Raw genomic sequence first — 22,986 nt, 5'->3', positions numbered from 1 at the left:
AATCACCAGCGCTTAGCTCTTCTTCTGGTGGAGCTTGTAACGTATGGCCTTTTCGATGGACACTATTACGAATAGCACTACCCCCGCCCCGAAAATGCGGAGTACCTGCATCATACTAAGAGGACTTGAGCCAAACAGGGTATGCATGAAGGGCGCATAAATAAACAGGGCCTGGAAGAAGAACATGGCAGCAATGCCGTAGTATACCCACATATTAGAGAAGAAACCAATCTCACGCATGGGCCTTTCCAGGGACCTGCAGTTCAACAGGTAAAAGGCCTCCAGCACTACCATAGTGGTAGTAGCCACGGTCTGGGCTTCGGTGATAGTAGCTCCCATTTCCTGTTCATAGTAAAAGAGGCCGAACGAAGCCAGGAACAGAAGAGCGCCCACCAGCAGGGTACGCATGATCAGGTCCCGGGTCAGAATAGGTTCGTTGGCGGGTCGTGGGGGACGATCCATGATACCGGGCTCTTTGGGCTCAAAAGCCAGGGTAAGCCCCAGTAGCACCGCAGTAGTCATGTTGATCCAGAGAATCTGCACGGGCAGAATGGGCAGTTGTGATCCCAGGATCACCGCAGTTAGTATTATGAGTCCCTCGCCCAGGTTGGTTGGCAGCGTCCAAACGATAAACTTGGTGAGGTTGTCGAATACACTACGTCCTTCCTCCACCGCCCCCTCAATGGACGAGAAGTTATCATCGGTAAGTACCATATCTGCCGCGTCCTTGGCTACATCCGTACCGGTGATCCCCATAGCAATACCTATGTTGGCCTGCTTAAGGGCCGGACCATCGTTGACCCCGTCACCGGTCATGGCTACTACATGGTCCCGGGCCTGCAGGGCTTTTACCAGCCGCAGCTTCTGGTCGGGAGACACCCGGGCAAAGACCGAAATATTCTCGGCCACCTCTTGCAGTTCCCGGTCGTCAATCTGCTGCAGCTCCCTGCCGGTGATAGCTACCAGCTTTCCATTTTCCTGACGTCCATTGAGGCCGATCTGGCTGGCAATGGCAGAGGCCGTAGCGGCGTGGTCGCCCGTGATCATTTTTACGTCTATACCTGCCTGCTGGCACAGGTGCACGGCTTCTACGGCTTCCTTACGCGGAGGGTCAATCATCCCCTGTACGCCCAGGAATACCAGCCCCTTTTCGGTAGTAGAATGATCAATATCCTGAAGGCCGCCCTCCGCTTCTTTATAGGCAAAGGCCAATACCCTGAGGCCGTCATTGGCCATCTGATCTACCTGCTGATTAATACGATCGTGGTCAATGTCGGTGAGGGTACCATCCGCTTGTAATGCTTTGGTACAACGCTCGATCACGGCTTCCAGGGAGCCTTTCAGGAAGATAACCGGCTGGTCTCCTCCGTGTAGCGTAGCCATGTACTGGTACTCCGACTCAAAGGGTATAGTATCCTGCCGTGGCAGCTCCTGATCCAGCTTTTTTCTGTCATAGCCGGCCTTACGGGCCACTACTTCCAGGGCACCTTCGGTGGGGTCACCCTCGACGGTCCAGGCGCCTTCTTTCTGTACTACGGAGCTATCGTTACAGAGTAGCCCCACCTTCAGGCATAGGTCCAGCGCCCTATTGGAGCCTACCTCTACCTTCTTTTTGTCTTCCTGGATCGTGCCCTCGGGCCGGTACCCCAGGCCATCCACCTGATAGTACTTTCCACCGGCCGCTACCTGCTGTACGGTCATCTGGTTTTCGGTGAGGGTACCTGTTTTATCGGAGCAGATCACGTTGGTACTTCCCAGTGTTTCTACCGCTACCAGCTTGCGAATAATGGCCTGGCGGGCTGCCATCTTAGATACGCCCAGCGCCAGCATAATGGTAACCGCCACCGGTAGGCCCTCCGGAATGGCACCAACGGCCAGTGCCACCGCCACCATGAAGTTATCGACGAGCGATTCGCCCCTGGTAAAACCGACCACAAACACCACTGCCGAAAGGCCCAGTATCACCCAGAGCAACAGGTGGCTAAACTCCTTTATCTTTTTGGTGAGGGGTGTTTCCAGGTCCTGAGCGGTGTTGATAGACTTCTGTATCTTACCTACCTCCGTACCGTCACCCGTACTTACTACTACGCCCCGGCCCTGCCCGTAGGTAACTACGGTGGACGAAAAGCCCATATCCAAGCGATCTCCCAGTACATTGTCAGCGGCTACCGGTTCCGTATTTTTCTCCACTGCTACCGACTCCCCCGTCAGGGCCGACTCGTCCACCTTCAGATCGCGCGCCTGGATCAGACGTACGTCCGCCGGAAACTTATCACCAGACTGCACGATTACGATATCACCCGGCACCAGCTCCTGGGCATCAATACTCTGCCGCTTGCCATTTCGGAGTACCTGAGCATGGGCTGACATGCTTTTGGCCAGGGCATCTATGGCCGCCAGCGCCTTCGACTCCTGTACATAACCGATTACGGCGTTGACCAGTACCACCGCGAAGATCACGATAGCATCAATGTACTCTTCCAGAAAGATGGTTACTATCGTAGCAGCCAGAAGAATATAAATCAAAGGCTGGTGAAACTGCAGCAGGAATCTGATGAATGCGCTCTGCTGCTTTTTGGGTGTCATGATGTTGCGGCCAAACTGTTCCTTACGACGGGCTACCTCATCCTCACTCAATCCGCCTGAATCGGATACCTGCATGTACTCAAGTACCTCGTCTGCTGGCAGGCTGTGCCACGGCTGCTGTGCTATGGATTGTGGGGTTAGCTCACTCTTAGTCTCTACTGTCCTGATCATAGTACATTTTATTTTACTTACATCATTTTACGGGACTGCTTAGAAGTAAACAGTCCTTTGTAGCAAAACAAGAAGGCTACAAGAGGTCAGACAGGGCAAAAAAAACATACCCCTTGAAGAAGGGGTATTGTACATTATACATAAAGATTAACAGTAATATAATGCTCTAAAAAGGAAGTCGTAGGCTTATATCGCTGATTTTCTATCAGTTATCCTGCCTCAGTGTCAGCTCCTCCTCCTGTATGGGCATCAAATTTTAATCGAATTCTAATGGTCAGCATCACCACCTCCCCCAGCCAAAACTACACCTCCCCGGACAATTGGACCCATACCGGAGCGTGATCGCTCGTCTTTTCCCACCCCCGCACGTCCCGATCTACCCCGGCGGCCAGGAGGCGGCTCTCGAGCTGCGAGCTGAGCAAAAAGTGGTCAATGCGTAGCCCGGCATTGCGGCTGAAAGAGGTTCGGAAATAGTCCCAGAAGGTATAGATGGTTTCGTCCGGATGGAGCTTCCGGAGGGCGTCAATCCAGCCCTGCCCAAGAAGAGCGTGGAAAGCCGAGCGGGATTCCGGGCGAAAAAGCGCATCATCCAGCCAGCGCTCCGGCCGGTACACATCCCGTTCGGTGGGTATGACGTTGTAATCGCCGGTAAGTAGTACAGGTTTATTGAGGGCAAGCAGACCGGCCGCATAGCTGTTCAGTCGCTCCATCCACCGCAGCTTATAGTCAAACTTCGGACCGGGGGCCGGGTTGCCATTGGGCAGGTACAGACAGCCGATCAGGATACCATTCACCGTGGCCTCGATGTAGCGGCTCTGCTCATCGTCCGGATCGCCCGGCAGCCCCCGCTTCACCTCCTGTATCTCGTGGTGGCGCGTCAGGATGGCTACGCCGTTCCAGCTTTTTTGTCCGTGCCACACGGCCTGGTACCCCACTTCGGTGATGGCTTCTATCGGAAACTTCTCATCCGGCGTTTTCAGCTCCTGCAGACATACTACATCCGGCGTGGTAGTTTGCAACCAGCGCAGCAGCACCGGCAGCCGGGCATTGATTCCGTTGACATTGTAGGTGGCTATTCTCATATAGGAGTGATCTCAATAGCTGCCTGGTGTGACCATCCTCAGCACGAATGACCCGTCTTCGGCAGCGACATACCAATCATTTAGCTAATTTTGTATTATTCTGGTTTAATAAGAATCTCATCGCTTAGAGTACTTTTGCCAGATGTATTTTAATACCGTTTGCCGCGGTATTGTTCACTAAAACTTCAATGTATGAAAAGATTCATTATTACCTGCTTTCTGAGTGTGTCCCTCGTGTTCAGGGCGGCCGCTGACGAAGGTATGTGGCTTCCCCTGCTGCTGGGCCAGCAGGTGTACAACGACATGGTCAAGAAAGGCCTTAAACTTTCTAAAGAACAATTATACAACGTCAACAAAGCTTCCATCAAAGACGCCATTATCATTTTTGGGAATGGCTGTACCGGTGAGATCGTCAGCTCCAAGGGCCTGATCTTTACCAACCACCACTGCGGCTATGGCGCCATTGCCAGCGCCAGCTCGGTGGAGCACAACTACCTACGCGACGGCTTTTACGCCAAAAACAACAGCGAGGAAATCCCTACTAACCTGACGGTGCAGTTTCTGGTCAGGATTGATGACGTCACCAAAGAGGTGAATGACTCGCTGGCAGGGCTGTCCGGTGCGGCCAGGGCCAGCAAGCAGGCCGCGGTGATCAGCCACATCAACAGCCGGATGAGCGATCTGTCCAAAAACCTCGAGACCCGGGTAAGTCCCCTCTTCAAGGGCAACCAGTTTCTGGCGTTTGTGTACCAGCGCTACAACGACGTGCGCCTGGTAGGTACTCCGCCGGAGAGTGTGGGCAAGTTTGGCGGTGACACCGACAACTGGGAGTGGCCCCGCCACACCGGCGATTTTTCGGTGTTTAGAGTATATGCAACTGCGGATGGTAAACCGGCTCCCTACACCACTACCAACGTACCGCTGAAAGCAAAGTACCACCTGCCTATTTCGCTGAAAGGCGTGAAGGAAAATGACTTTGCCATGATCTTTGGCTACCCGGGCAGTACCAACCGCTACGAGTCATCGTACGGCGTGCAGCTGGCTACCGAAGTCAATAACCCTACGCTGGTCAAGCTGCGGGACATGCGCCTCAAGTACATGTTTGAGCAGATGAAAGATGATCCGGCTACCAAGCTTCAGCTGGCCTCTGACTATGCCTCCATTGCCAACTACTGGAAGTTCTTTAAGGGCGAAACCGAGCAGCTCCTGAAGTACGATGTATTGGGGCAGAAGAAGAAGGAAGAAGAAGCCTTCGTGAAGTGGGCTCAGTCCAAACCGGAGTATAAGACTATCTTTACGGATCTGGAACAGACCTACGCCGCCTGGCGCCCCTACGCCCTGCACCGGGTGTACATCACTGAAGGTATCCTGGGCTCTCCCCTGCTGTCTTTTGCGGCCTCTTTACAACAGCTGGAAGCTGCCCTGGCCAAGCCCAATGCTGCCTCTGCTGATATCCAGAAGGCCATTGAGAGCGTGAGTAATGCCCGTCAGAATTTCCAGAAGGCCCACAACCGACCTTCGGATAAGAACATCGTGACTTCGGTACTGCAGATGTACTATAACGAGGTACCGAAGGACCAGCAGCCTACTGCCTTGTATGAAGCCATCCGGAGCGAGTACGGTGCCCTGGACAAAGCCTCTACCTACGAAAGGTACACCGACCAGGTCTTCAGCAACACCATCATCCTGAACGACGCGAAGTGGAATGCCTTTGTCCGTAACCCGGACGTGACTACCCTGCAGCAGGACCTGGCCTATAATCTGGCGAGCGCCTTTATCCGCAACTACCAGAGCAAGTACCTGCCCCAGTACCAGCAGTTTGTTTCCCAGAATAATGAGTGGGGGCGACTGTACCTGAAAGGAGTACGGGAGATGAATCCTGGCAAAGCCCTGTACCCCGATGCGACCTTTACCATGCGGGTTTCGTACGGAAAGGTAGATGATTACCAACCACGCGATGGCGTTACGTACGATTATGTGACTACCATGAAAGGAGTACTCGAGAAGTACAAGCCGGGTGATTACGAGTTTGACCTGCCGGAAGGACTGGTAAGTCTGGCGAAGGAGAAGAACTACGGCCCCTACAAAGACGCTCGTACCGGTGATCTGGTTGTTAACTTTATCACCAGCAATGACATTACCGGCGGTAACTCCGGCTCGCCCGTTATCAACGGCAACGGCGAACTGATTGGTCTGGCCTTTGACGGCAACTACGAGGCGCTCAGCCACAAGATTGCTTTCGACAAGGACCTGAACCGCACCATCAACGTGGACATCCGCTACGTACTGTGGCTCATCGACCGGATGGGCGGCGCCGACCACATTATTAAAGAGCTAACTATTCGCAAGTAGTTTGCACCTGCACTATTAGAAAAGCCCCGCCGGTGCGGGGCTTTTCTATATAAAATGGAGTATCTTAACACCACAAGCTACGCAAAATATGAAACTAGTCTACCTCTTGCTTGCCCTGAGTCTGCTGGCCTGCAATCAGAATAGCGACAATACTACTACTCAAGATGCCCAGACTGACTCTGCAGATGTAGAAACCATCACTGAGCCAGCCGCCCCCTCAGCAGATAGTACCAACTACTCCAACGAGCGATTCAGAGACGTAACGGTCCGGAAGGTGGGGGAGCACACGTACCAGATACAAGGCCAGGCGCAGGTATTCGAAGCGGCATTTAGCTGGGTGGTAGAGGATGGGCACAACGAACTTAAGCAAGGCCACCAGATGACCAGTGCCGGAGCGCCCGCCTGGGCCCCCTTCGATTTTACGGTCGAGGTACAGAAGCAGGAGCCAAACTCCACCCTCATGCTGATCCTCTACGAAGCCAGCGCCAATGACGGAAGCCGGCAGCATCAGTTACCGGTTAAGCTGGAGTAAAGTAGTACCTTTGTGCCCCTTGAATTGATACGCTTTACGTAAGTATGGAGATTATTGATATAAAAAGAGTAACCCTACAGGACATTGACCAATTACAAAAAATTGGCAGACAAACCTTCTCTGAGACATTTGCGGCAGTAAACACAGAGGAGAATATGAATAAGTACCTGGAAGAAGGTTTTTCGACCGAAAGACTGACCGATGAACTTACTAACAGTAGTTCTGAATTTTACTTTGCGGTACTGGATAATCAAGTGATAGGTTATCTGAAGCTCAACTCCGGTGAATCACAAACTGAGCTCAAAGACAGCAAAGCGCTTGAGATCGAACGCATCTATGTGCTAAAAGAATACCATGGTAAAAAGGTAGGACAACTACTCTATGAAAAGGCCATGCAGGTTGCCAGGCAGTCTGATGCCGACTACGTATGGCTGGGAGTATGGGAAGAAAATCCAAAAGCCATACGCTTTTACAAGAAAAATGGATTCGTTGAGTTCGACAAGCACATCTTCAGACTAGGCGATGACGAGCAGACCGACATCATGATGAAGCTGCCATTGAAAAGCAATTGAGACATTATCACACCAAGTCATCAAACCTTGACTAAAGCTAATTTATACGTATAAATCTGCCTCGTGCAGAACAGCCACAAGCCGCTACACCATTACATTTTCCTCTCTTAAAATTTCCCTACCTTTGCGCCCGAATCAAATAGGGCTTGATGATCCACTCCGAAACATACCGAATCCGAAATTACGAAGCTGATACCAATGGCAACCTGTGGCTGTCTTCGCTGGCCAACTACCTGCAGGATGCCGCCAACCGCCACGCCATTGAATTGGGCGCCGGAGCCCCCCAACTCCTGGAACAGGGACTGGCGTGGGTACTGTACCGCATGAAGATTACCATCCACCGCTGGCCCCGCATTCCCGAAGAAGTAACGGTAACGACCCACCCCTCCGGTGAGGAACGGGTATACGTCTACCGCGATTACCGGATGTTTGACAGTGACAATAACCTGGTGGTGTCGGCTACTTCTACCTGGCTCTTGTTTGACGTAATCAAGCGCAAACTTACCGCTCCATCACCCGATCTGAGGCAGTACTTTGAGCCCTACCATAACTTCCCCCACTTTCCCCGGGCTAAGGAGAAGTACCCTGCCCTACCCGCATCCTGGAAGTACCAGACGCAGGTTACAGCCCGCCACAATGAGATCGATACCACCCAGCACGTCAATAATAGTGCATATTTTCAGTGGCTGCTCGAGCCCCTGCCGGTGGAGTATATTCACCAGCACCAGTGCCATACCGTTGACATCACATTCAAGGCCGAATGCCTTCGTGGTGAGCAAATTACCTCCCTGTGCGAGCCCCTGTCCGAGGGTACCTATTTGCACCGTCTGGCCAATGAGCGGGGGGAAGAAATAGTGACCGCACTTACCCACTGGACCAGCTGATGGGAGTACAGAATAAAAATTCTGTTTTCTGTTTGAGACGGTAGTGCTTATCTTTGCAAAACTTTCCAGTAAAATCGCAATGACACAACTTTCGGTTCGGCACCTCCTTGGCATCAAAAACCTTACTGAGAACGATATTCAAACTATTTTAGATACCGCTACCCAGTTCAAGGAAGTCATCAACCGACCGATCAAGAAAGTACCTTCCCTTCGCGATATTACCATTGCCAACGTATTTTTCGAGAATTCCACCCGTACCCGTCTTTCGTTTGAGCTGGCCGAAAAGCGACTTTCAGCCGATGTGATCAATTTCTCGGCTTCGGGGAGTTCGGTCAAGAAGGGCGAAACCTTGCTGGACACCGTCAATAACATCCTGGCGATGAAGGTGGATATGATCGTGATGCGACACAGCAGCCCCGGAGCACCGCACTACCTGTCGAGCCGTATACCGGCCAATGTAGTCAATGCCGGTGACGGTACCCATGAACACCCTACGCAGGCGCTGCTGGATGCCTTCTCGATGCGCGAAAAGCTGGGGGACCTGGCCGGAAAGAAGATCGCGATCATTGGAGATATCCTGCACTCGCGGGTGGCTCTTTCTAACATCTTCTGTCTTCAGAAACTGGGGGCTGAGGTGATGGTATGTGGACCCACTACCCTCATCCCTAAGTACATCGGCGAACTGGGCGTAAAGATAAGCCATAATGTACGGGAGGCCCTGCAGTGGTGCGACGTAGCCAACGTACTGCGGATACAGCTGGAGCGTCAGCAGATCAAGTACTTCCCTTCGCTACGGGAGTACTCCCTATACTTTGGGATTACCAAGCAGATGCTTGACGAAGTAGACCGGGACATCGTACTGATGCACCCGGGGCCTATCAATCGGGGGGTGGAGCTATCCTCCGACGCGGCTGATTCGCAGCATTCGATTATTCTGAATCAGGTGGAGAATGGCGTAGCCGTCAGGATGTCGGTACTGTACCTGCTGGCTCAGCAGTAAACCAGCTACTACTTATTCTGATCCTTTTTCGGTTCCGGGTTCTCCGGCACCTTTGATCTTTTTTATATGGCTGGGTGCATTGGGAGCTTTGAAGGGCGTGCCTTCCAGTTTTACGATCACATCCCCGATTTCCTTGGCTACCTGCATAGCCTTTTCGCTCAGGGGGCTGTACAGGCCTCCCACCGCTATAATGAAGTTGTTCATACTGTACCGTACCCGGTTGGCCTTTTCATGGATCGTGGTTCGTACGGTTTCCAGCAACTGATCTATCTCGTCCTCGTCCAGCTCATCATTAGGCAGGAAGGCTACCAGATGCGCCCAGGTAGCCCAGCCAGCATTGGCGATCATTTCCTGTTCCGAATCTATCCATTTACGAGCCATTTCCTGTCCGTATGGACTCTCGGCGGTCACACCAGCTACTGCGTATTCACTTAGTATGTACCAATTAGCCGCCTTCACCCACTCTTCGAGCAGCTCAGGAGTCATTTGATGAGGATCGGCCATCATTCCTGCCAGATACATGGCATCAGAGTTACCGGTCCGATATAATGCTAGCGCCAGAGGATGGTTATTTTTGTAGCGTTTGACTATTTTCTTGAGGTCCCCAATCTTAACACCAAATAGTGGTTCCTGAGCACCTTGGTTAAGGTATACTTTCTTGTACGAGCTGTTGCCATACCTGGCAAGCTCATTCATAACTTCTTGCACTTCTTTCATTAAGTTTTAGTGTGGTAGTAGATCCTAATAAGTAAAAATACTTATTTACTTTCAACAACATACGGTTTATTACCTGTATTTTTTCAGGAAAATTATTGAGCGGTAGTAATTTTTATTGACCGTGCGTCAATAGGCTTCTTTCTTTTCATTATACAATATGTACTGGCTAAAATTTTATTAGTAGGACACAAAAGTTACAATTTCAGCTTGTAACTGTGTATAATGAACAGGTAAATTAGTACCACCCGGTGGCTTTGGGTACAGTCATGACAGTGGCTATTCAATTCGCCGCTGCTTCCCATCATTATTGATTACAGCATTAGATGTACAACGCCGAATAGAACTATTTTCATATAAGTACAGGCAGGATCTGTGGCAGAAACGGGTAGATCAGGTACTAAGCCTCCCTAACGGCACGTAAAAATGCGTGTCGCACCACTACTAATGCAGGAGTGGGTTGGGCAGGAGAAAACCTCCGCCCATTGTTCCGTAATAAAGTAGAGTCTGCTTACAGTGCAGCAAGTGCCTGCTGAAGATCCTCAATCAGATCGTCGGGATGCTCCAGGCCTACCGATACACGCAGTAGATTGGGGGGAGTGGTACTTTCGGGCCCCTCTACCGACGCCCGGTGCTCAATCAGGCTTTCGACTCCTCCCAGGCTAGTGGCTTTGGTGAACAGCTGCAGCTTGTTGATGAAGCGCAGGGCTTCATCCGCTCCACCTCGTACCTGCACCGAAAGCATAGCTCCGGGCAGCGTCATTTGCCGCTGGGCCACGGGGTACCCTTGGTGGCCGGGCAGCCCCGGATAATGCACCTGCTCCACCGCCGGATGCTCATGCAGGTACTCTGCTAGTCGCTGTGCATTCAGGGATTGCTGACGAACCCGCACGGCCAGCGTCTTGATACCTCTGGAAAGGAGCCAGCAGTCAAAGGGAGAAGGTACCGCACCACCCAGCGTCTGGACTTGCCGTACTCGCTTGGCAAAAGCGTCATCCTCCTTGAATACGAGCGCACCGCCCAATACATCGCTGTGCCCGCCCAGGTACTTAGTAGTGGAGTGCATTACTACATCACAGCCCAGGTCCAGCGGCCGCTGCAGGATGGGCGTACTCCAGGTATTGTCGCATACGGTGAGGGCACCGCGGCTACGCGCCAGGTTAGCTACGGCTTCAATGTCGGTGATTTTTAATTGGGGATTAGAAGGCGTTTCCAGCCATACCAGTCGGGTCTCCGGACGCAGCGCGGCTTCTACCACGGCCAGGTTGGTGGTATCTACTTTTGAAAAGGTAAGTCCCCAGTCTATGAATATATTCTGCAGCAACGAGGGAGTACCGTAGTAGGCATCATCGGGTACTATCACATGGTCACCCGGTTTCAGGCTTTGAATAACCGCCATCGTAGCCGCCTGTCCCGAAGCAAATGCCATGGCTACCGCACCGCCTTCCAGCGTAGCCAGAGCGCTTTCGAGCTGATACCGGTTGGGATTATCAGCGCGGGTGTAGAGGTAGCCCTGGGGGAGTTCGTAGTTGGCATCCCGCTCGAAGGTGGTAGAAAGGTACAAAGGGGGCACCACAGAGGCCGCATTGGCGTCAGGAAAATGGGTACTTCTGAGAGCTAAGGTTTCGGGATGCATACTACTACGGCTTTAATGACCAGGTTTTTGGCTTATAAAGTAAATAGAGTAGCCTGAGATTATCTTCTCTATACTTTTTAAAGAAAATTTTTTCCCCTTTTATTACAAATCTTATTTCTAGGTTATATATTTGTAACAGTATGTTTGCATACTGTTAGTAGCCTAACAATCTTTTAGTAGAATTAGCTACGTGTCTACAGGGTAGTTCTTGATTTAAATCTGTCCAGATAGCGTTCCCAATGCTCATTCTGGTGTAAAGCGGGTGTAGGTCGGGGCGTGGTGCCGGAGCACCTACTACGGTCAGCATGAGGAATTGCATTTTCTTAACCTTCAATATATATGGGTAGTAAGGAATCATTTGATAACTTACTACCCGATTTTTTTACTCACCATCTAACTACTTCCACATGAACCATAGTCAGGGTATGCTCCGGGATGGAGCGCTTGCCGGCAAAACCATCATCGTAACCGGAGGAGGCACCGGTCTGGGTAAATCCATGAGTCGTTACTTCCTTGAGCTGGGGGCCCATGTAGTGATCTGCAGCCGTCGTTTGGGAGTACTGGAAGAGGCGGCCCGTGAACTGGAAGCTGCTACCGCTGGGCAGGTACTTCCGGTGGAATGTGATGTTCGTAATCCGCAGCAGATCGAGCAGGTGCTGGAACAAGCCATTGCCCGCTTTGGGCAGGTGGATGGGCTGGTCAACAACTCGGCTGGTAACTTTATAAGCCCCACCGAACGGCTATCCTATAAGGCCGTAGATGTAGTAGTGGATATAGTCCTCAGAGGTACTTATTACTTCACGCTGGCACTTGGCAAGTACTGGATCGAGAATAAGATCAAGGGTACAGTGCTGAATATATCCACCACCTACGCCTGGACCGGCTCAGGCTGGGTAGTGCCTTCGGCCATGGCCAAGGCCGGTGTGCTTACCATGACCAAATCACTGGCTTTTGAATGGGCCAAATACGGTATCCGGCTCAATGCTGTCGCGCCGGGTCCCTTTCCTACCAAAGGCGCCTGGGACCGGCTGTTTCCGGAGGAACTGACCGAGAAGTTTGCCTTCGAGAATCGTATCCCGCTGCATCGGGTAGGCGATCACCAGGAGCTGGCCAATCTGGCGGCCTACCTGATGTCTGACTTTTCGGGCTATGTTACCGGCGAGGTCATTACCATTGATGGCGGCGAGGTACTTGGGGGCGGGCAGTTTAACTTCCTGCACGAAGTGACCGACGAGCAGTGGGATACAATCGGGGAGCAGATCAAGCAAGCCAATCGTGCCAGCAAGAAAGAAGGCTCTAGTGACCAGCCCAGCGCCTGACCTGCTTGAATTCCGGCCAGAATAGCTACCTTTGTGGCCTGGGCCGTACAAAATCAGGTAGATATTACTTTTTTTCACGGTTTTTGGGTAAATAGGTCACTTCGTTCGTTATTTGAAAAAAGAAGGACCATTGGTATGAAAACACGTTATCTATTAATCGGCTTGCTGCTGGCTTCGGTACTATTTGCTGGGTGTTCCTCTTCCCGCAACACCGCCCGCGTGCCCGAGTCCCGCGGTGGATCAGCAGCGACTCCCCTCTCTTCTGAGAATGAGCTTTCGCTGGTAGGAGTCCGGAGCAAATTTCTGGAAAAAGACTCCGCCAACATGAGGGTATACCTATATGTAGACGCCCTGAAAAGCGGATCGCCCATTCAGGCTGCCGAATTTGCCGGACTGTACACCCTGAACTACGTCATCTATTCGGACTACGGTACCCGCGACCGCCTGGGCTACGGCAACGTACCGCTGAGCAGCAGCAATGTTTCCCAATCCGGCGATCAGGTGGTGATACAGTTTGATATCAAGAAACCCGACCGCGACTACGGAGTACTACTGAGCGAGATCAGCCAGACCGGTACCCTTAAAAAAGTACTGAACGACCTGCCGGTTCGCTTCCGTGACCAGCGGGCCAGCGACCGCTACGGCGTATTCAGCGTTGATGGCGAGCTGCCACTACAGCGCCACTACGTCAACCAGGGTGAAACAGTACAGATCAAGAATCTGAAAAACGATGCCGGACAGCTCTATGTGTACTACTACAGCCATCCTTTTGATCCGGCCGGTTCTCCCATGAACACAGTACCCCGGTCCACTTCCAGAACCCTGAAAGTAGACAGCCTCTTTACGATCAATGCCGGGCAACCCGTATCCTTCGAAAAAGAGGGTCTGTACTACATGCTGTCAGATACTACCAAGACCGAAGGACTGGGACTGCTGGTGACCGATGAGCGGTACCCCAAGATGACCCGGCCCGAAGAACTGGTGGAGCCCCTGCTGTACATGAGTACCAATCAGGAGATCAACGAGCTCCAGACGGCCCAAAATCACAAGAAAGCCCTGGACAAGTACTGGCTGTCGCTCATGAACGGCAACCCTGACCTGGCCCGGCAAGTGATCAAGAACTACTACAAGCGGGTCGAAGACGCCAACCGGCTATTTACCAGCTACAAAGAAGGGTGGAAAACCGACAAAGGCATGATTTATATCATTCTGGGGCCACCTGATAAGGTACAGCGGAGCAAGGACAAGGAAGTGTGGGTATATGACCAGCGCGCCAACGCCAGCAACGTTAATTTTACTTTTAATCGTCGAACTAATCAATTTGTGGATGACCACTATGAACTGGTACGCTATGTAGAGTATCAGCCCATATGGTACCCCATCGTAGAAGCATGGAGAAACGGAGCTATCCGATAAGAAAACCGGCCCGCCCCCCGCAGGCCGACATGGTATTTGGCACACAGTCGGTACTTGAAACGCTCCGCTCGGGCAAAGAAATCGAGCGGTTGCTGATCCAGCGGGAGCTGGGTATGGGTGAAATTGTAAAACTGGCTCAGGAGCTACAGATCCCCTATCAGCGGGTACCCGTGGAGAAACTCAACCGCGTCACCCGCAAGAATCACCAGGGAGTAATCTGCTTTGTATCGCCCATCCGATACGTACCGCTTCACAATGTACTTACCCAGGTATACGAAGAGGGCAAGACGCCCCTGCTGCTGATGCTGGACCGGGTTACGGATGTACGCAACTTTGGCGCCATTACCCGTACGGCCGAATGTGCCGGTGTACAGGCAGTGGTAGTACCTCAGAAAGGAGCGGCCCAGATCAACGCCGATGCTATGAAAACCTCGTCGGGTGCTCTGAACTACCTCCCCATTTGCCGGGAGCCGAATCTTACGGAGACACTGAGGTACATGAGCGAGAGCGGCCTGCAGATAGTAGCCTGTACCGAGAAAGCCAGCACCGAACTGTATGACGTGGATTTCTCTAACCCTACGGTGATCATCATGGGTTCTGAGGAAGATGGTATATCACCGGAGATACTCCGGGCCTGCAACCACCGGGTAAGGATACCACTCATGGGCCAGGTAGAGTCATTAAACGTAGCGGCGGCTACCTCCGTAATCCTGTACGAAGCCGTACGGCAGCGGACTAAGGCCTGATAAGTAATCTATCCTGATCTATAAAACAGAAAGCCCCTCACCAATTGGTGAGGGGCTTTCTGTTTTATTAGCAAGACCTGATTATCTCTTTACACCGGTGCATTCTGATGGGCACAGAGGACCGTCACCAGCTGCATACGTACCAGATGTAGTACGAGCTACCGCATTAGATGTAATGTCATTGCCGTCTTTATCAATACCAATCATTACAATGGTAGTTCTGCCAGCATCATCCTTAGCCAGGTAGCTGCGGATACCAACACAACCCTTTTGGGCTAAGATCTGCTCGATCACAGTAGCACCATAAGCGACAGCGCGAGTCTCTTTAGGAGAGACTTTTTGCTTGTAGGCGTCTGTCATAGCGTTGAACTTCTCCAAAGTGATCAATTTTCCCATTGCATCCGCTGCCGCTCTCTCTGCATTGGATAATGCATTCACTCTACCAGATTTCTGTTGTTCTAAAGGTGAAATCTCTTTCTGAGATTCCTTTTCGCAAGCCCAAAGAGAACCCGCTAAAATAACTAAAGTAAAGAGTAGCTTTTTCATAAATAGATGAAATACAGTGGATAACTGATGTTTAAATTTAATTATTGAATTGATAAAAGAAAAAACAAAAAAGACGCACTTGTAGAAGAAATTTAGAAATTGGCTTCGCTAACAATTACCATGCCAAACTTTAAATTTACTAATATTAAATTTTATCAGATTGATAACTAGTATTTATCTGAACGATGATGTAAATATAGGCACCGCCAATTAAAAAAAAAGGACAACCGGTATTAAATATTTATTAAAGTGATCAAATGGTAACACTGCTAATAAAGGTAGTTAATACAATTTACAAGCCTACTAATAGTATAAGCTGGCAAACTTGGTACGGTTATTATAGCATTTAAAATTTATAAATGTCCTTCAATTCTGCTTTTCGTTTCAAAGATAGAAGTAATCAACACTTTTTTACCTGCCCCCCATAACTCATTTTTAAAATAACGTAGTTCAACGCACAAAATGCGTAAATTTACTTATTATATTGTTAAAATAATGGTTACAGCAGTAAACCTAGTGTACTATCCCCGAATAGTGTAGAAGCCAAATCTAGGGGAAGATCGGTTTCGGGGTATAGGACCAAGCCTGGTGGACATCGACATATGTAACTATCTTAGCCTCTATACTACCTCTTGGATTTATTGGTCAGAAGCCTGTATCGGACACTTTCTAAATATGTTACCTACTGTAGCAGAACGGCATATACAATTTGAGGAATAAAATTTGTATTATTGCCGTTGAAAACCCTTACTAAGCATCTACAAGAGAAAGAACTGATACCTTAGCCTAAGTGCCGGGGTAGCTTTGCCTCCAAAACTACCTATATCAAACTCTATCTGCTGAATCGTTACTGGCCTCATGGATAAATATATACAGTTTTCCCTTCGCCATCCTCTCTCGAGTATTGCGGTATTTATTACCATCGTGCCAATTTACATTATCTGGCACAGGAGAGCTTACAACGAAAAACCCTTTCGTTTTTTATTTATATATCTTACTATCAAGCTATTGATTGATTTGGTTATGCTGCTTTTTGTTATCAATAGCCTTAATAACCTCCTATTTTATAATATACATCTTCCAATCAGGTATGCCTTGTTAAGTGGTATGCTCTACCACTATTTCGATAATATAAAATACAAAAGGCTATTAATTATTTTATGCATTGCCTTTGTTTCATTTGCATTCTGGGAAATAATGAGTGTTAATCCCAACTTAACTGACACCTATAATCATTCGCTTGTTAGGTACTCTTCAACCATTGAGAGTGTACTAATGATATTCTGGATGCTAGCCTTTTATTATGAAGCTATTCAATCATTACGTATTTCGAACCTCTTGACATTTCCCTTCTTTTGGATTTGTGGAGGCCTTCTTCTCTTTTATTCAACCTATGTATTTGTAGCCCCTCTTTTGCATTATGTCGCTAAAAGGGAAAACCAGTTAGACTTAGGTATTTTATATGATGCTCCCTATCTGTTCGAAATTTTAAGTATGATTTTTATAGGTTTAGGAATTAATTATTACTCTCCTCGCCAGTATGATAGATCCTGATCAAATACGGTGGGCTATACTGATAGCTATGCTTGCCATGCTGATGATGGCGGTATTTGTTATTACGTTCGTAATTCTGTACCAGAAGCGCCAGCTGGCCCAGGAGAAAAACCTGCGCGAAATGGAGAAGGAGTACCAGCTCAGACTCCTTGAAACCGCCCTTAACTCCGAGGAATCAGAAAGAAAGCGTATCGCGCAGGATCTGCATGACGATATAGGTACCATGCTATCTCTGACCAAACTCAGTCTCAATCAGTTAACCAAAATCATCAACAAAGATGAGCCTCAGACTGAATATACGGCCAATAAGGTACAATCTTTGCTGGAAGAGACTATACTGCACGTTCGGCGAATCACGCGGGAACTAGTCCCCACGACGCTGAAGCAGTTTGGCCTTCCTACGGCTATTGATGAGTTTGTACAGAAACTTGATGCGAATCATTCTGTATCTATCCATTTTAACTGTATCTTCGAAAATATTCCACGCCAGTCACAAAAAGTAGAGCTAACCCTGTACCGGATTATGCAGGAGTTGGTCAACAATGCCCTCAAACACTCCAACGGTGATGAGATAGTGGTGGACCTGCACATGGAGATGGGGAAAATAGAGCTTCAGGTCACTGATAACGGAAAGGGCTTTGATGCCAAGGCCATGAAAGAAAGTAAAAAAGCCGGGCTGGGTCTGCATAGTATAGACAGCCGGCTGAGCGTCGTGAATGGCACCGTTTCGTACCTGACGCCGGGTACCAAAGGATGCAGAATCAGAGTACAGGTGCCCGTAGAACTTGATAAAGAAAGCAAGGCTGAGCCACTTCATCCGTTCAGAAAAAGTGCCTGACCGCACCTAATTCACACTATCATTTGATGTTACATATTCTTCCTAACCATAACGTAACGTACGATTACAAGAATACTAATATGCTTAAATTAGCTATTGCCGACGATCATGAATTGTTCCGGAAGGGGTTCATTTCGATGCTGAACGCCGTGTCCGACTTTGAGTTTGTGCTGGAGGCTTCGAACGGGCAGGAACTACTTGACAAGCTCCCTACTAATATGCCGGATATTGTGCTGATGGATCTGCAGATGCCTGTCATGGATGGAATGCAGGCTACCGAGATTATATTCGAAAAATACCCCGATGTAAAGGTCATAGTAGTCTCCATGTACGATGAGGATCGCTTCGTCATCCATATGCTCGAGAAGGGGGTACAGGGCTATCTGCTCAAAGACACCTCACCCGATGAAGTAGAAAAAGCCATCCGTCGGGTATCTGAGGAAGGCTTTTACTACAGCGACTTTGTATCAAGAGCCATGCACCGCAAGATGGTGAACCGCATGCCTACCAAGCAGCCTTTCTTTAACAGCGCCAGCAACGTAGGGTTGTCTAACCGGGAGCAGGAAGTACTGCAACTGCTTTGCGATGGTTTGTCAACTACCGAGATCAGTGAGAAGCTGTTTATCAGCTCCCGTACCGTAGAGGGCCACCGCCTGCGTATTCTCGAGAAGACCGGCACCAAAAATACAGCCGCGGCAGTAGCTTTTGCGTACAAAAACCATTTGATCTAGTCAGCGTCCGGGATATAGGCAGTAGCCTCTATCTCGACCATATATTCAGGAGCTATCAGAGCTGATACCTCCACCATGGTGGCACAAGGGCGTATATCGCTGAATACTTCTCCGTGCGCCCTTGTCACCTCCTCCCACCGGCTAATATCTGTTACAAATATACGGGTGCGGACTACGTCCGCGTAGGTAGCCCCGGCCGTAGTTAGCACATCACCGATCTTCTGCAGCACATAGCGCGCCTGCTCGTACATACTATTTTCGCCTACTACTTTTCCCTCGCAGGAGGCTACCGTACCGGACACCTCTACTACATTGCCGATCCGTACGGCTCTTGAATACCCTACAACTGATTCCCAGGGGGCACCCGAAGCATAATTTGTTCTCTTGGTCATTAGTTTTGGAGGATGGAGGAAATTCGGATTCTGTGATCTAAATGTAGTACTTTGAACGTATCTTACCTAAATTCGTCGCACTGAGAAAGTCAGGCAAAAAGTAGTTAGTCTTGCGGCCACTTCCATTCCAGGCGCCAACCCCAGCATGAAGCATATTGTAATAGTAGGAAATGGTATCAGCGGTATTACAGCAGCCCGCCATATCCGCAAGCACAGTGACCACCGTATTACCGTGATATCGGGCGAAACGGACTATTTCTTTTCACGCACGGCCCTGATGTACATCTACATGGGGCACATGAAGTACGAGCATACCAAGCCCTACGAGGACTACTTCTGGGAAAAGAACCGGATTGAACTGAAAAAAGCCTGGGTCAATCACATAGATTTTGAGCAGAAAAGGCTCCTGCTGGACGGAGATGCCTCCCTGACGTATGATGTACTTATTCTGGCCGTTGGGTCAGAGCCCAATCGCTTTGGCTGGCCGGGACAAGACCTGGAAGGAGTGCAGGGGCTATACAGCTATCAGGATCTGGAAAAGCTGGAGGTATATACCAAAGGGATCAGGCGGGGTGTCATCGTAGGAGGCGGACTGATCGGGGTGGAAATGGCCGAAATGCTCCTGAGCCGGGGTATTGAGGTGACGCTCCTGGTGCGGGAACAAAGCTACTGGAACCATGTACTTCCGGCCGAAGAATCGGCCTTGGTCAGCCGGCACATCCAGGCCCATCATGTAGACCTCAGACCAGGTACTGAATTAGCCGAGATCCGGCCGGATAGCAGCGGAAAGCGAGTGGGGAGCATCGTTACTAACAAGGGTGAGTCCATCGAGTGTCAGTTTGTGTGCCTGGCGGTAGGTGTGCATCCACGCGTAGAGTGGATGGCGGAAACCCCTCTGGAAACGGATCGGGGCATACTGGTCAATGAGTACTTTGAAACCAACCTGCCTGATGTATATGCCATTGGTGACTGCGCGCAGCACCGCCAGCCACCGGCGGGGCGTAAAGCCATCGAGCAGATCTGGTACACCGGCCGGATCATGGGCGAAACCCTGGCTCGTACCATATGTGGTACCCGCACGCCCTATACGCCTGGTATATTCTTTAACTCCGCCAAATTTTTCGATATTGAGTACCAGACTTACGGGGAGGTAGCGGTACCCCTGCCTGCTGATACCGAGACCTTTTTCTGGGAGCACTCCAATGGCCGTACCGCTTTGCGTATCAATCATAAATCGGACGCCGGCGCGGTTGTAGGCTTTAATGCGATGGGACTGCGGCTACGCCATGAGGTGTGTGAGCGATGGATCAAAGAAGAGCGTAGTATCCGCTATGCCATGGAGCACCTGCGGGATATCCATTTCGATCCGGAGTTCTTCCGGCGGCACGAAGAGGAGATTGTACAAACCTACAACAGCACTCACCCTGAACACGTTGTAGTACCGAGGAAAAAGAATTCCTTTTTGAGCCGACTTTTCTCCTGACCTGCTCCGATTTATAGAACCACGAGCCCTTACTTCCAGCTTTTACCATTATTCGAGATACAATGAATATCATACAGAAAACCGGCCTTGGCCTCTTTCTTATTGGATTTCTGGTCTGGATAGCTACCCTGACGATGGGGAAGTTTACCCTGACGGACCAGGTTCTGAAAGACAACCTCAAGCCCAACCATTACGAGCAGCTACGGCCTTCGCTGGCGCCCATGCTCAACAAGACCTACGCTACGCCTTTTGGCTTCAATGATGACTTAGCCAATACCATAGATCAGGTCAACCGGGGGTATAAGATCCAGAATCAGATGGACAAGGCCATCAACGACAGCTATGCCTTTGCCCTCACCAAAGCGGCGTCCCACGGTATCATTCGTGAGGCCAACGTACCGCTGTTCTGGGCGAGTATCGGACTGGCGATCGTGGGAGCGTTGATCAATATACTCGCCGGGCTGCGGAAGTTACCGGGTATCAAAAACGACCATATCTACCACAACTCCACCACTTCGCGGGGATGGTTGGGTATCATCATTGGTACCTTTCTGATCGTATTCTATGTGATCATCTATTTCTTTCCCCAGTACATCGCCAACTGGACTTTCCTTGTAGACCCGCTGAGTAGGGCTCTGAGTGGTACTCCGGCGAGTCAGTGGTTTCTGTACGGGACGCTGTACACGCTGGCGATCCTGGTGATGGGCATCCGGATGCTCATCAAGTACCGCCACAACCGGTACCAGCAGGTACGTACGGTGTCGGTGATGTTTTTTCAGTTGTCGTTTGCCTTTATCATCGCCGAAATACTGATCGCCCTCAGTCTGCCCTACTACGACTTCAAGAACATGTGGCCGCTTGACTACGATTTCTTTTTTGAGTGGCACCTCGACTCCCTCACCAGCAGTGGTCGGCTGGGTATGTTTATGCTGGTGTGGGGGATCGCGCTGTTTACGATTGGAGTACCCCTGTTTACGTACCTGTACGGCAAGCGCTGGTACTGCTCGTGGGTATGTGGATGCGGCGGCCTGGCCGAAACCCTCGGCGACCCTTACCGCCAGCTATCCGACAAGTCGCTCAAGGCATGGCAGGTGGAGCGGTACATGGTGCATGGTGTATTGGTATTTGTAGTGGTCATGACCGCCCTGGTACTGTACACCTACTTTACCGGCCAGTCCAACATTGGTCCCATCAGTAGTTATAGTGTCCGCAGTATCTATGGGTTCTGGATTGGGGCGCTTTTCTCCGGTGTCGTGGGTGTAGGTTTTTACCCGCTCATGGGCAATCGGGTGTGGTGCCGGTACGGGTGTCCACTGGCGGCCTATATCGGTATCGTGCAACGCTTTAAATCTCGCTTCCGGATCACGACCAACGGAGGCCAATGTATCTCTTGCGGCAACTGCTCTACCTACTGTGAAATGGGCATTGATGTACGCTGGTACGCCCAGCGGGGGCAGGATGTAGTACGGGCTTCGTGCGTAGGCTGCGGCATATGCTCGGCGGTATGTCCGCGGGGCGTACTGAATCTGGAAAATGCCGCCCCCGGAAGCCGGGTACTGATCGCTCCGGAAGTACTGACAGGCAATGATATGCTCCGGGAAAATCATAAGGCTCGCATGACGGACACACAGAACTAACGCTTTGATAAAGGGCAAACCTTCGGAGTTAAACAGTTTTTTCCTATTTTTCGGAACCAACTATCCTACACCCGGTCGCCATGAAAGCCCTGATTGTTTGTACCAACCATAGTACCTACCCTTCCAAATCCGGCAAAACCGGCCTTTGGCTGAGCGAGCTTACCCATTTTTACGACGAACTGGCCCGGCGCGGTATACATATGGATCTGGTGAGCCCAAAGGGAGGGGTTATACCCATTGATGAGCGCAGCCTGGATCTCAAGGACGAAACCAACCGCAAGTACTATGATGATACAGACTTCCGGCAAAAGCTGGAAAACTCTCTAAAGCCATCCGACATCCAGCCCAGTGACTACCGGCTGATCTACTTCACGGGGGGGCATGGCACCATGTGGGACTTCCCCGACAACACCGAGCTGCAGGCCATCACCCGTTCCATCTACGAAAGCTACGGCATGGTGTCAGCGGTATGCCACGGGGTATGCGGCCTGCTGAACGTAACCCTCTCGGACGGTACCCTACTGATCAAAGACAAGTACCTGACGGGCTTCTCCAACGTGGAAGAAAAACTGGCAAGCTTTGTGGCCGAAGTACCTTTCTATCTGGAAGATAAGCTCACCGAAAGCGGAGCCCATTATACCAAAGGTATGATTCCTTTTGTGCAGTTTATTGAGGTGGATGAGCGGCTAGTGACGGGGCAAAACCCTAACTCAGCCCGTAAAGTAGCCCGCAAGGTACTCGAAGAGATGTATGAGAAGTAGGAGGCTTTAAAATTCACGCTGCCAGCGCCTCCTG

Annotated in this window: 19 protein-coding genes; 13 read left to right on the top strand and 6 right to left on the bottom strand. The window is 50.5% G+C overall.

Annotated elements, in window-relative coordinates:
• Positions 1-12: 12 nt before the first annotated feature.
• Positions 13-2,757 carry a cation-translocating P-type ATPase gene (locus JTN23_RS09365; RefSeq protein ID WP_247234222.1) on the bottom strand — a complete coding sequence of 915 codons (2,745 nt, stop codon included), beginning with the start codon at positions 2,755-2,757 and terminating at the stop codon, positions 13-15.
• Between the two features lie 302 nt (positions 2,758-3,059).
• Positions 3,060-3,839 carry an exodeoxyribonuclease III gene (gene xth / locus JTN23_RS09360; protein ID WP_247234220.1) on the bottom strand — a complete coding sequence of 260 codons (780 nt, stop codon included), beginning with the start codon at positions 3,837-3,839 and terminating at the stop codon, positions 3,060-3,062.
• A 192-nt stretch (positions 3,840-4,031) separates the two neighbouring features.
• On the opposite strand from xth, the gene JTN23_RS09355 reads away from it, so the two are divergent.
• The 5 genes from JTN23_RS09355 (at position 4,032) to JTN23_RS09335 (ending at position 9,179) form a co-directional block, all read left to right on the top strand.
• Complete coding sequence (locus JTN23_RS09355; RefSeq protein ID WP_247234218.1) at positions 4,032-6,191, top strand: S46 family peptidase; 2,160 nt, start codon at positions 4,032-4,034, stop codon at positions 6,189-6,191.
• 88 nt (positions 6,192-6,279) lie between these two features.
• Positions 6,280-6,723, top strand: coding sequence for a Gmad2 immunoglobulin-like domain-containing protein (locus tag JTN23_RS09350; RefSeq protein ID WP_247234216.1), 444 nt, complete (start codon positions 6,280-6,282; stop codon positions 6,721-6,723).
• Positions 6,724-6,767: 44 nt separating this feature from the next.
• Positions 6,768-7,295 (top strand): GNAT family N-acetyltransferase, encoded by a 528-nt coding sequence (locus JTN23_RS09345; protein WP_247234214.1) that lies wholly within the window; start codon positions 6,768-6,770, stop codon positions 7,293-7,295.
• Between the two features lie 149 nt (positions 7,296-7,444).
• Positions 7,445-8,179: an acyl-[acyl-carrier-protein] thioesterase gene (locus JTN23_RS09340; RefSeq protein ID WP_247234212.1), complete on the top strand. Its 735-nt coding sequence runs from the start codon at positions 7,445-7,447 to the stop codon at positions 8,177-8,179.
• Between the two features lie 79 nt (positions 8,180-8,258).
• Positions 8,259-9,179 carry an aspartate carbamoyltransferase catalytic subunit gene (locus JTN23_RS09335; RefSeq protein ID WP_247234210.1) on the top strand — a complete coding sequence of 307 codons (921 nt, stop codon included), beginning with the start codon at positions 8,259-8,261 and terminating at the stop codon, positions 9,177-9,179.
• 12 nt (positions 9,180-9,191) lie between these two features.
• Here the strand turns inward: JTN23_RS09335 and JTN23_RS09330 are convergent, their stop codons facing one another.
• Entirely contained in the window at positions 9,192-9,896 is a 705-nt protein-coding gene (locus tag JTN23_RS09330; protein ID WP_247234208.1) for a DNA alkylation repair protein, read from the bottom strand.
• A gap of 508 nt (positions 9,897-10,404) precedes the next feature.
• A complete protein-coding gene (locus JTN23_RS09325; protein ID WP_247234206.1) occupies positions 10,405-11,529 on the bottom strand; it encodes a trans-sulfuration enzyme family protein in 1,125 nt (374 codons plus the stop codon).
• Between the two features lie 407 nt (positions 11,530-11,936).
• Between JTN23_RS09325 and JTN23_RS09320 the strand changes: the two genes are divergently transcribed.
• The 3 genes from JTN23_RS09320 to rlmB all read left to right on the top strand — a co-directional run bounded on the left by JTN23_RS09320 (position 11,937) and on the right by rlmB (position 15,010).
• Positions 11,937-12,848 carry an SDR family oxidoreductase gene (locus JTN23_RS09320; RefSeq protein ID WP_247234204.1) on the top strand — a complete coding sequence of 304 codons (912 nt, stop codon included), beginning with the start codon at positions 11,937-11,939 and terminating at the stop codon, positions 12,846-12,848.
• Between the two features lie 135 nt (positions 12,849-12,983).
• Entirely contained in the window at positions 12,984-14,264 is a 1,281-nt protein-coding gene (locus JTN23_RS09315) for a GWxTD domain-containing protein (RefSeq protein WP_247234202.1), read from the top strand.
• Positions 14,240-15,010: a 23S rRNA (guanosine(2251)-2'-O)-methyltransferase RlmB gene (gene rlmB / locus JTN23_RS09310; RefSeq protein ID WP_247234200.1), complete on the top strand. Its 771-nt coding sequence runs from the start codon at positions 14,240-14,242 to the stop codon at positions 15,008-15,010. Before JTN23_RS09315 ends, rlmB begins: the two co-directional genes overlap by 25 nt.
• An 81-nt stretch (positions 15,011-15,091) precedes the next feature.
• Here the strand turns inward: rlmB and JTN23_RS09305 are convergent, their stop codons facing one another.
• Complete coding sequence (locus tag JTN23_RS09305; RefSeq protein WP_247234198.1) at positions 15,092-15,556, bottom strand: hypothetical protein; 465 nt, start codon at positions 15,554-15,556, stop codon at positions 15,092-15,094.
• Between the two features lie 1,540 nt (positions 15,557-17,096).
• Here JTN23_RS09305 and JTN23_RS09300 point away from each other — a divergent pair.
• Both JTN23_RS09300 and JTN23_RS09295 read left to right on the top strand, forming a co-directional pair.
• Complete coding sequence (locus JTN23_RS09300) at positions 17,097-17,948, top strand: sensor histidine kinase (protein ID WP_247234196.1); 852 nt, start codon at positions 17,097-17,099, stop codon at positions 17,946-17,948.
• Positions 17,949-18,028: 80 nt separating this feature from the next.
• Positions 18,029-18,679: a response regulator transcription factor gene (locus JTN23_RS09295; RefSeq protein WP_247234194.1), complete on the top strand. Its 651-nt coding sequence runs from the start codon at positions 18,029-18,031 to the stop codon at positions 18,677-18,679.
• Here the strand turns inward: JTN23_RS09295 and JTN23_RS09290 are convergent.
• Positions 18,676-19,071: a RidA family protein gene (locus JTN23_RS09290; RefSeq protein ID WP_247234192.1), complete on the bottom strand. Its 396-nt coding sequence runs from the start codon at positions 19,069-19,071 to the stop codon at positions 18,676-18,678. The two genes, JTN23_RS09295 and JTN23_RS09290, sit on opposite strands and share 4 nt — an antisense overlap.
• A gap of 145 nt (positions 19,072-19,216) precedes the next feature.
• Between JTN23_RS09290 and JTN23_RS09285 the strand changes: the two genes are divergently transcribed.
• The 3 genes from JTN23_RS09285 (at position 19,217) to JTN23_RS09275 (ending at position 22,952) form a co-directional block, all read left to right on the top strand.
• Positions 19,217-20,554: an NAD(P)/FAD-dependent oxidoreductase gene (locus JTN23_RS09285; RefSeq protein ID WP_247234190.1), complete on the top strand. Its 1,338-nt coding sequence runs from the start codon at positions 19,217-19,219 to the stop codon at positions 20,552-20,554.
• 62 nt (positions 20,555-20,616) lie between these two features.
• Complete coding sequence (locus JTN23_RS09280) at positions 20,617-22,191, top strand: 4Fe-4S binding protein (RefSeq protein WP_247234188.1); 1,575 nt, start codon at positions 20,617-20,619, stop codon at positions 22,189-22,191.
• 80 nt (positions 22,192-22,271) lie between these two features.
• Entirely contained in the window at positions 22,272-22,952 is a 681-nt protein-coding gene (locus JTN23_RS09275) for a type 1 glutamine amidotransferase domain-containing protein (RefSeq protein WP_247234186.1), read from the top strand.
• Positions 22,953-22,986 lie beyond the last annotated feature (34 nt).

It is taken from the genome of Telluribacter roseus (genome assembly GCF_017355915.2).
Taxonomy (GTDB): domain Bacteria; phylum Bacteroidota; class Bacteroidia; order Cytophagales; family Spirosomataceae; genus Telluribacter.
Note: the sequence above shows the minus strand (reverse complement) of the source record. Positions and strands in the feature narration are given on the sequence as shown.